Below are 9,193 nucleotides of genomic sequence, written 5' to 3' on the forward strand. Positions count from 1 at the left end.
CGCCGCGGCTTTCTCGGAACGCGGCCCTGATCTCGCCGTTGATAGGGCAAATGGACGGGTGAACCCGCAAGGAGATCCCAAATGGCAATTCTTATCCTTATCGCCACCATTTTGCTGCCGCCCCTTGGCGTTGCCGCCAAGCACGGTCTGGGCGGGACGACGTTGCTCAACCTCGTCCTGACGCTGCTGGGATTCATTCCCGGCCTGATCCACGGGCTGTATGTGAATTACGCGCGATAATATCGAAACGAAGGAAGGCGCCGCGAACCATTGAGGTTCCGGCGCCTTCTTCGCGCGCAGTCCCTAGATCATGCGCCCGCGCTGTCACGCACGACGGCGATACCAGCTTCGCGCTGCCGGCGCAGGTCCGCTTTCAGGACGGCAGGATCGCGTGCGAAGAGGAACCCGAAGCTGACCCCGCCCTCCTTGCCGACGGTGGCGTGGTGCAGCTTGTGAGCCTGCACCAGTCGCTTGGCATAGCCGCGCTTGGGCACCCATTTGAAATAACGCTGATGCACCAGCCCGTCGTGCACGAACGTGTAGATCAGGCCGTAGACGGTGATGCCGAGCGCGAACCACCAGAGGAAGTCCGACACGAAATAACCGACGATGAACATGACGATCACGATGCTGCCGAAGACAACCGCGAACAGGTCGTTCTTCTCCAGCACGTTGTCGTGCGGTTCGTGGTGATCGCGGTGCCATGCCCAGCCCCAGCCGTGCATGACATACTTGTGCGCCCACCAGGCGAACGCTTCCATGAAAACGACCGCCCCGATTACGGTGAGGACGATCTCGGCTACACTCATTGCTCAGCTCCGTTTCGGCTCCGCCAGGCCGCGGCGGCAGCTCGGCAGCGCCCACCACGGTGTTTGCGGAAACCTGTGATGCTCGTGATGATACCCGAAATGGAAACAGGTTGCGAGGCTGACAAGGGGCGAAAAGGCATCGGAGCGTGCGTTGTGCCGGTCGGCAAAGCCATCCGCATCGTGGCGGTGGGGGCGGTAGGTGCCGAAATAGAACAATTGCATGCTCGATGCGATGGCGGGCAGGCCGAACACCAGCACGATCTGGGCCATGGAAACGCCCACCACCAGCCAGTAGATCGTCACGATGGTGGAAACGTAGAGGATTGACTGCCAGCCGAAATACCGGGTGAGAAAGGTGCGATACCAGCGCCAGAAGCTGCGTGGGTTGGCATGGTCGAAGTCGGGATCGCTCTCGCTGCCGGGATGGCGGTGGTGCTCGAAATGCGCGTCCCGCATCCGGCGCCAGCCAAAGCCTGCGTAGAGGAACAGCAGCCCGCCGCCGATGGCACTGTTCAGACGCGGCATTCCGGGCCCTAGGGAGCCGTGCATGGCATCGTGGCTGATGATGAACAGCCCGACCGAAAGCCAGCACTGCACCGCCGCGATGGCAAGCGCCAGCGGAACGTTGCTCCAGCTCAATTCGAACACGAAAATGGCGTAGATGTGCAGGGAGAGCCAAGCAGCGAAAATCAGCACTGCCAGCCCAAGGCCGATGCCCGCCTGCGCGGCGCGCGCGATCACTGGCGTGTGCTGGCTCATCGTGGCGGCCTTACGGCAATTTCAGGCGCGCGCAAATGCGTCCCGTGGTCCATGTGCTTCGGGGCTGGCGCAGGCTGGCACTCAGGGCTTGCGCGGTATGCCGAAACAACGCTCCGCCACATCCTGATCGATACGCGCGGGACGATGGGTCTTGCTGTCGATGCAGCACCACGCCGACCGGACTTCGGCAAGCACTTCCTCCCCGCGGCGAATCACGGTGTTGTAGAAGCTGCGCGCGCCCTTGATCCTTTCCAGAACGGTCTCGGCGATCACGTCGTCGTCTAGGAACGCCGGGCGGCGGTAGGTTATCTCGTGCTTGATCGCGACCCAGGCCTTGCTCGCCACTTCCTCTGCCGGGGCGAGCTTCTGCCAGTGCTGCAGCACCACGTCCTGCACCCAGTTGAGGTAACGCGAATTGTTCACGTGCCCCATGAAATCGATGTCATCGGGTAGAATCTTGATGGGAATCGCGAAAGACTTGGGAGATGCTTTGGCTGACATAGGTGTAAGTTAGGCGTGAAATCTTAAATTTCCAAGACAGCAGAATCCGTTTTTATCGTAATTCTTGGCGGATTCGATCACGCGCGCTATCTGCCGCCCCATGTCCAGCAAGCCACGCACCCTCTACGAGAAGATTTTCGACGCCCACGTGATAGAGCGCCGCGATGACGGCACCTGCCTGATTTTCATCGACCGGCATCTGGTGCACGAAGTCACCAGCCCGCAGGCGTTCGAGGCGTTGCGGATGAATGGCCGCACCGTGCGCCATCCCGAGCTTACCCTGGCCGTTCCCGACCATAACCTGCCCACGACCCCCCGGCTGGATGCGCAAGGCAACCGCGTGCCCATCGCCGACACGCAAAGCCGTGAACAGCTCGCCGCGCTGGAGCGCAACGCGCCCCATTTCGGCATCCGTTATTTCGATGCGACGGCGCAGCAGCAGGGCATCGTGCACGTGGTCGGCCCGGAACAGGGCTTTTCCCTGCCCGGCACCACCATCGTCTGCGGCGACAGCCACACCGCCTGCCACGGCGGACTCGGCGCATGGGCTTTCGGCATCGGCACCAGCGAGGTGGAGCACGTGCTCGCCACGCAGACGCTGCTGCTGCGCCCATCGAAAACTATGGAGGTGCGCGTCGAGGGCGAACTCGGCCTGGGCGTGACCGCAAAGGACCTGATCATGCACATCATCGGCGTGATCGGGACGGCGGGCGGCACCGGTCACGTGATCGAATACCGCGGCAAGGTGTTCGAGGAGATGAGCATCGAATCGCGCCTCACCGTGTGCAACATGAGCATCGAGGGCGGCGCACGAGGCGGCCTGATCGCGCCGGACGAGACGACCTTCGCCTACATCAAGGGCCGCCCCTTCGCGCCCAAGGCAGACGAATGGGACGATGCCGTCGCCTACTGGAAGACGCTCTACACCGATCCCGATGCGACGTTCGACAAGTCCGTGGTGATCGACGCACGCGATGTCGAACCCTCAGTCACCTGGGGCACCAGCCCGGAAGACGTGGTAAGCATCGGCGGCGTCGTGCCGGCACCGGAGGATTTCGCCGATCCGTCCAAGCAGGAAGCCGCCCGCGGCAGCCTCGACTACATGGGCCTGGAACCCGGCACCCGGATGCAGGACGTGGAAGTGCAGAACATCTTCATCGGTTCGTGCACCAACAGCCGCATCGAGGATCTGCGCGCCGCTGCCGAAGTGCTGCGCGGCCGGAAGAAGCATCCGAACATCAAGTGGGGCATTGTGGTGCCCGGCTCCGGCCTGGTGAAGATGCAGGCGGAGGCGGAAGGGCTGGACAAGGTCTTCACCGATGCGGGCCTGGAATGGCGCGAGCCGGGCTGCTCGGCCTGCCTCGGCATGAACCCGGACAAGGTGCCCCCAAGGGAGCGCTCGGCTTCCACCAGCAACCGCAATTTCGTGGGCCGGCAGGGACCGGGCGCGCGCACGCACCTTGTCTCGCCTGCTATGGCAGCGGCCGCTGCCGTCACCGGCCGCCTCACCGATGTGCGCGAACTGATGCGTGAGCCCGCGTAAGGAATCGTTTGCGCCCGTCGTCCGCCCGGATACGCGGCTGCTGGTGCTCGGCAGCTTGCCGGGTGAGAAGTCGCTGGCGGCAGGCCAGTACTATGCCCACCCCCGCAACCTTTTCTGGAAACTGATGGAACAGGTTATCGATAGCGAACTGGTTGCGCTCCCCTATCGGCAGCGCCTCGACGCGCTGCTCGCGCACGGGGTCGGTCTGTGGGACGCTGTCCGGTCCGCGACACGCAAGGGCAGCCTCGATGCCGACATTCGCGATGCACAGGCGGCGGACCTGCCCTCTCTTGCTGCGACCTTGCCCGATCTTCGGGCCGTGGCCTTTAACGGGCGCGCGTCGGAGAAGGTCGCACGCCCGCAATTTGCGCAGCTCAATCTAGCTCTGGTCGCCCTGCCCTCCTCCAGCCCGGCCCATGCGGCGATGACTTTCGAGGAGAAGGCGCGGCACTGGACAAAATTGCGCCAATTCCTGTCCTGAATCTTGCAACCCTCACGCCCCGAGAGCATTGAAACATCATGACCGATAAAATCCCCAAGACCGCCGCAATCGCTGCCGGTGCAATCGGCTCCGCCGCCGTGGCAGCAGCCCTGCTTTACGTGAACCGCCGCAAGAAGAAGAACGAGCCGAGCCAGCCCGGCCCGATCCCCAGCGGCGAAAAGCCGGAAACCGACTGATGGAAAAGGTTCGCCAGGTCGAAGGCCGCGCCATCCCGTTCGGCCGCAAGAATGTCGATACCGACGTGATCATCCCGGCACGCTGGCTGAAAACGGTCAGCCGCGAAGGACTGGGCCAGGGCGCATTTGAATCCGTGCGCGCCAATAACCCGGACAACGTGTTCGACAGCGAGGAATTCGCCGGTGCGCCGATCCTCGTGGCGGGCGACAACTTCGGTTGCGGTTCCAGCCGCGAACACGCTGCCTGGGCCTTGCTGGATCTCGGCATCCGCGCCGTGATCGCACCAAGCTTCTCGGATATCTTTGCGGGCAATGCCTTCAAGAACGGCATCCTTACCGTTGCCTTGCCGCAGGAACAGGTGGATCGCCTGCTCGAAGTTGCGAAGACGGACCCGATCACCATCGACCTCGACAGCCAGACCGTGACCACCCCGTTCCAGGATCGTTTCACGTTTGAGATCGATCCGTTCCGCAAGCACTGCCTGCTGGAAGGGCTGGACGAGGTGGGCCTTACCCTCACCCGCGAAGATGCGATTGCCCACTACGAAAACCGCCTGGCGCAGGACAAGCCATGGCTTGCGCGCGGCACGGGAGTTGCGGCCTGATCGCTGGCCGCGCTATTCCTTCCCCAAGTTCTCTTACAAGGATCGATTCACAATGACTGATTTCCGGGACCGCGAGCGCGCCGAAGAAGCAAAGTTCGCGCTAGACGAAGAAACCGCTTTCAAGGTCGCTGCTCGCCGCAACCGGCTGGTGGGCGAATGGGCCGCCGGACTGATGGACCTGACGCCGGAAGAAACCGACGCCTACAAGAAAGCGGTCGTGCAGGCCGATTTCGAGGAAGCGGGCGACGAGGACGTGATCCGCAAGGTGCTGGGCGACCTGACGCAGGCTGGCTGCGACGTGGACGAGGCGCAGGTGCGCGCCAAGCTGGAAGAGAAAGCCATCGAGGCCCGCCGCCAGTTCATGAGCGAGTCCTGATCCTATGCCGATGCCCGCTGCCCAGATCGAAGCGCTCATCAAGGCCGCCATTCCCGATGCGACGGTGGAGATAGAGGCGCTGGTGGATGATAACGACCACTGGCTCGCCCGCGTCACTTCCGCCGAATTTGAAGGGAAAAACCGCGTGCAGCAGCACAAGATGGTGTTTGCCGCGCTGGGCGATCGCATGGGCGGCGAGCTTCACGCCTTGCAACTGCATACCAGCGTTCCCAACTGAGGCCTGACAGTTTCTAGCAATTCCCGGTGGGACAGATGACCGATACGAACGCCAATACCAACGAGCGCATTGCCAAGATCGTGGGCGATGCCGACGTCGTGCTTTTCATGAAAGGCACCCCGCTTTTCCCGCAGTGCGGTTTTTCCAACCGCGCCGTGTCGATCCTCGATCATTGCGGCGTCGCTTTCGATAGCGTCGATGTGCTGCAGGACATGGAAATCCGCCAGGGCATCAAGGCCTATTCGGATTGGCCCACGATCCCGCAACTCTACGTGAAGGGCGAATTCGTCGGCGGCAGCGACATCATGATGGAAATGTTCGAAGCCGGTGAGCTTCAGCAGCTGATGGACGAAAAGCAGGTCGCCAAGGCGTCCTGATCGGCATGGGCCGTGTGGGTCCGTTTCCATTCACAATAAAATGCCTAGTCTCCGGGCGAACGATTCGCCTGGAGACCCCATGATCCGCACCCTTTTTCTTGCCGCCACCCTCACTCTCGCTGCCCCTGCCGCAGCGCAGAATGCCATGCCTGCCGACCTGGCAGAGCGGGTGGCCGCAGCCCGCGTGGCGGAGGCAACCGCGCGGCAGATGATCGAGATGCAGGAAGCCACGGCTGCCGCGCAGATGCAGTACGTTGGCATGACAGGTGCCGAATTCGACGATGGCTATCGCGGTGCGGTCGCCTTCCCATCCGAAGATTCGCTGGGCGTCTGGAAAGTCGTCCTCGTGGCTGCGCGCGGCGACGGAGCGCAGGCCGATCTTGTCGCACTGGCTGAGTACGAGGTCACGCAGGGCGAAATTCTGAGCGAAACGTTGCGCGACGCGGGCTCCGAACCTGCGCTTTCCGGCACGGCGCTGCAGATGGCCCGCGCGAAGTACGTCGCACCCCGCGCTGTTATTGCCGCGCCCGGCGCTGGCTATTGTCTCGACGGCGAACCTGCGGCGGAGGGCTCGACCCACTCGGTCAGTTATATCCCGCTGGTGCTGCCCCCTGACGAAACCGGCGCGATGGAGGCCTACGTGCTGAACGGCCCGATCGCCGAAGGGTCGGTGCCGCTGGGCAAGCATTACCGCGTTAGCTTCGACGAATTCGGGCAGGTCGGCGATCCCGAAGTGGTCACCGACACCTGCGAGCTGATCAGCTGGCAGCCCGGCGAGGCCGATCTCGCTAATAAAGTCTACGTCACCGAACATGACGGTGGCGCTGCGCCCAATGCCATCCACGCGTTCATTTCCGCCCAACTGCCGATGAGCATGGGCGTTGTAACCGGAGACATCGTCTGGCCGATAGCTGGCGGGATGATTGCCCCGCCCGTGTCCGCCGCAGAAGCGGGATACTGATCCTGCCATGTGCAACCTCTATCGCATGTCGAAGTCGCAGGACGAGGTCGCACGTTTCTTCGATGCGATCGCGCAGGACCTGTCCGTTGCGCCCGGAGCTAATGCGCCGGACGTGATCTATCCCGGCTATCCCGGTCTCGTTCTGGCTGAGGGCCAGCTTCGCCAGATGACATGGGGCTTCCCGCTCGCTCGGAAGGGCGCGAAGGGTCAGCCGCTGAAGCCCAAGCCGGTCAACAACGCGCGCACCGACAGGTTGAAAAGCCCGTTCTGGCGTTCGAGCTTCGAGAACCGCCGGTGTCTGATCCCTGTCTCCGATTTTGCCGAAGCCGAAGGTCCGAAGGGCGGCAAGACACGCACCTGGTTTTCCCTCCCCGACAGTTCGCTGATGGTGGTGGCCGGGTTCTGGCGGGACAGCGCGGAATTCGGCGCGGCCTATACGATGGTGATGACCGATGCGAACGACCATGTTCGCGGCGTGCACGACAGGATGCCGGTGATCGTGTCACCCGCCGATTGGTCAACCTGGCTCGATAGCTCTCCGCAAGAGGCGTTTACCCTGTGCCGTCCTTTTGCCGGAGACATGCAGGTCACGCGCACGGATGAGCCCTGGGCCGGTCGGCGCTAGTCTTCGCAATTTCGTGGGGGGAGGTCTTCGGGGAGGCGGAGCCGGGAGACTTGGTTGGGGACCATTTGATCGGCCCCGCCTCATTCGAAGAACCAGTGGTTACGCCAATAACACTGCATGGCCCGTGCCAGTTTGGCCGAACCGCAGTTTTCCGCGCTTCACGATGGTTGGCGAAAAGTAAACGCGGTCGGCTCCTGTCAAAATTCCCGACACGTCGCAGTTCCTGCTCCATCGGGCGCGCAGCCATACTGCTTTGGCCCATGATCCGGACCTTTGCGCCTGCTCAGGCGTCTATTATTCAAAGCGAACTTCTTGAAGGAATTGAACCCCATGGGCACGATCACCACCGTCAATCCCGCCACTGGCAAGAATATCGACACCTACGAGGAACTGGCCCGCGATGCCGCGATGGCCAAGGTCGACGCCTGTCACGAGGCGTTTACCAAGTGGAAGCTGAAATCGCGCGAGGGCCGCGCCGAAACGATCAAGGGCCTTGGCAAGGCACTCCGCGACAACAAGGAAGAACTTGCCCAGTTGATGACCGAGGAAGTCGGCAAGCTGATCAAGGACAGCCGCGACGAGGTGGAGCTGTGCGCCGCCATCTGCGACTACACCGCCGGTTGCGGCCCGGCAGAGCTGGCACCCGAACCGCGCGATCCGTCCAATGCGGGGCGCGGCATCGTGACTTATGAGCCGATCGGCGTGATCTATGGCATCCAGCCGTGGAATTTCCCTGCCTACCAGGTGATTCGCTACGCCATCGCCAATCTGATGGCTGGCAACGGCGTGCTGCTGAAGCACGCATCGAACTGCACGGGCAGCGGCCTGATGATCGAGAGGATCTTCCGTGAAGGCGGCCTGCCCGAAAACCTCTTCACCGTGCTGGTGATTGATCACGACACGTCTGACGAAATCATCACGCACGACAAGGTTCGCGGCGTGACGCTGACCGGATCGGATGGTGCAGGCAAGCACATTGCAGAGGCTGCCGAAAGGTGCTGAAGCCCACCGTGCTGGAGCTCGGCTCCAACGATGCCTACATGGTTCTGGAAGATGCCGACCTGGACCTGGCGGCAAAGGTCTGCGCCGAGGCGCGGCTGTATAACAATGGCCAGACTTGCATCAACGGCAAGCGTTTCATCGTGACCGAGAAGGTCTACGACGAATTCCTCGAGAAATTCGTTGCCCGTTTCGAAGCGGTGAAGACCGGCGACCCGACCGCCGACGACACCGACATGGGGCCGATGTCGCGGACGGATCTGCGCGCTGATGTTCACGAGCAGGTCGAGAAGAGCGTCGCCAAGGGTGCGAAGATCGCGTGTGGCGGGCAGATCCCCGATGGCCCCGGGGCGTTCTATCCGGCAACCGTCCTGACAGACGTTGCCCCTGGCCAGCCCGCCTACGACGACGAAATCTTCGGCCCGGTCGCCTCGGTTATCAAGGCGAAGGACGACGAGGACGCCATGCGCCTTGCCAACGACAGCCGCTACGGCCTTGGCGGAGGCATCCTGTCGAAGGACGAGGACCGCGCGATCGAACTTGCCTCGAAGCACTTCGATACCGGCATGGTCTTCATCAACGTCTACGGCGTGGCAGACCCCTCGATGCCGTTCGGCGGGGTGAAGAATTCGGGCTACGGGCGCGAACACGGCGGCTTCGGCATGCGCGAGTTCACCAATACGAAGAGCATCTTCATCGGCAGCGCCTGATCCGGAACCGAA

Annotated in this window: 13 protein-coding genes and 1 pseudogene; 11 read left to right on the forward strand and 3 right to left on the reverse strand. The window is 62.6% G+C overall.

Annotation, left to right across the window (positions count from 1 at the left end):
- Positions 1-81: 81 nt before the first annotated feature.
- On the forward strand, positions 82-240 hold the full coding sequence (locus ABFX23_RS14935; protein ID WP_160608000.1) for a YqaE/Pmp3 family membrane protein: 159 nt from the start codon (positions 82-84) through the stop codon (positions 238-240).
- A gap of 68 nt (positions 241-308) precedes the next feature.
- Here the strand turns inward: ABFX23_RS14935 and ABFX23_RS14940 are convergent, their stop codons facing one another.
- The 3 genes from ABFX23_RS14940 to ABFX23_RS14950 form a co-directional block, all read right to left on the reverse strand.
- A complete protein-coding gene (locus tag ABFX23_RS14940) occupies positions 309-809 on the reverse strand; it encodes a sterol desaturase family protein (protein WP_346033790.1) in 501 nt (166 codons plus the stop codon).
- A 3-nt stretch (positions 810-812) separates the two neighbouring features.
- Positions 813-1,568, reverse strand: a complete 756-nt coding sequence (locus ABFX23_RS14945; RefSeq protein WP_346033791.1) for a fatty acid desaturase — start codon at positions 1,566-1,568, stop codon at positions 813-815.
- 81 nt (positions 1,569-1,649) lie between these two features.
- Positions 1,650-2,069 (reverse strand): acyl-CoA thioesterase, encoded by a 420-nt coding sequence (locus tag ABFX23_RS14950; RefSeq protein ID WP_346033792.1) that lies wholly within the window; start codon positions 2,067-2,069, stop codon positions 1,650-1,652.
- 100 nt (positions 2,070-2,169) lie between these two features.
- Between ABFX23_RS14950 and leuC the strand changes: the two genes are divergently transcribed.
- From leuC to ABFX23_RS15000, 10 genes and pseudogenes are all read left to right on the forward strand, one after another.
- Positions 2,170-3,612 carry a 3-isopropylmalate dehydratase large subunit gene (gene leuC, locus ABFX23_RS14955; RefSeq protein ID WP_346033793.1) on the forward strand — a complete coding sequence of 481 codons (1,443 nt, stop codon included), beginning with the start codon at positions 2,170-2,172 and terminating at the stop codon, positions 3,610-3,612.
- Positions 3,599-4,093: a DNA-deoxyinosine glycosylase gene (locus tag ABFX23_RS14960; RefSeq protein ID WP_346033794.1), complete on the forward strand. Its 495-nt coding sequence runs from the start codon at positions 3,599-3,601 to the stop codon at positions 4,091-4,093. The genes leuC and ABFX23_RS14960 overlap by 14 nt, the downstream gene beginning before the upstream one ends.
- Positions 4,094-4,131: 38 nt before the next feature.
- Positions 4,132-4,290 carry an LPXTG cell wall anchor domain-containing protein gene (locus tag ABFX23_RS14965; RefSeq protein ID WP_120076009.1) on the forward strand — a complete coding sequence of 53 codons (159 nt, stop codon included), beginning with the start codon at positions 4,132-4,134 and terminating at the stop codon, positions 4,288-4,290.
- Positions 4,290-4,895, forward strand: a complete 606-nt coding sequence (gene leuD / locus ABFX23_RS14970; protein WP_346033795.1) for a 3-isopropylmalate dehydratase small subunit — start codon at positions 4,290-4,292, stop codon at positions 4,893-4,895. The genes ABFX23_RS14965 and leuD overlap by 1 nt, the downstream gene beginning before the upstream one ends.
- Positions 4,896-4,947: 52 nt before the next feature.
- Positions 4,948-5,271 carry a DUF1476 domain-containing protein gene (locus ABFX23_RS14975; protein WP_346033796.1) on the forward strand — a complete coding sequence of 108 codons (324 nt, stop codon included), beginning with the start codon at positions 4,948-4,950 and terminating at the stop codon, positions 5,269-5,271.
- Positions 5,272-5,275: 4 nt separating this feature from the next.
- Positions 5,276-5,509 (forward strand): BolA/IbaG family iron-sulfur metabolism protein, encoded by a 234-nt coding sequence (locus tag ABFX23_RS14980; RefSeq protein WP_346033797.1) that lies wholly within the window; start codon positions 5,276-5,278, stop codon positions 5,507-5,509.
- 35 nt (positions 5,510-5,544) lie between these two features.
- Positions 5,545-5,886 (forward strand): Grx4 family monothiol glutaredoxin, encoded by a 342-nt coding sequence (grxD, locus tag ABFX23_RS14985; RefSeq protein ID WP_120076000.1) that lies wholly within the window; start codon positions 5,545-5,547, stop codon positions 5,884-5,886.
- Between the two features lie 79 nt (positions 5,887-5,965).
- Positions 5,966-6,847 (forward strand): hypothetical protein, encoded by an 882-nt coding sequence (locus ABFX23_RS14990; RefSeq protein WP_346033798.1) that lies wholly within the window; start codon positions 5,966-5,968, stop codon positions 6,845-6,847.
- A 7-nt stretch (positions 6,848-6,854) separates the two neighbouring features.
- A complete protein-coding gene (locus ABFX23_RS14995; RefSeq protein ID WP_346033799.1) occupies positions 6,855-7,472 on the forward strand; it encodes an SOS response-associated peptidase in 618 nt (205 codons plus the stop codon).
- A 330-nt stretch (positions 7,473-7,802) separates the two neighbouring features.
- Positions 7,803-9,181: pseudogene (locus tag ABFX23_RS15000) on the forward strand (NAD-dependent succinate-semialdehyde dehydrogenase).
- The last annotated feature ends 12 nt before the right edge of the window (positions 9,182-9,193 follow it).

The sequence above is a fragment of the Erythrobacter westpacificensis genome (genome assembly GCF_039542285.1).
GTDB classification, from domain to species: domain Bacteria; phylum Pseudomonadota; class Alphaproteobacteria; order Sphingomonadales; family Sphingomonadaceae; genus Alteraurantiacibacter; species Alteraurantiacibacter westpacificensis.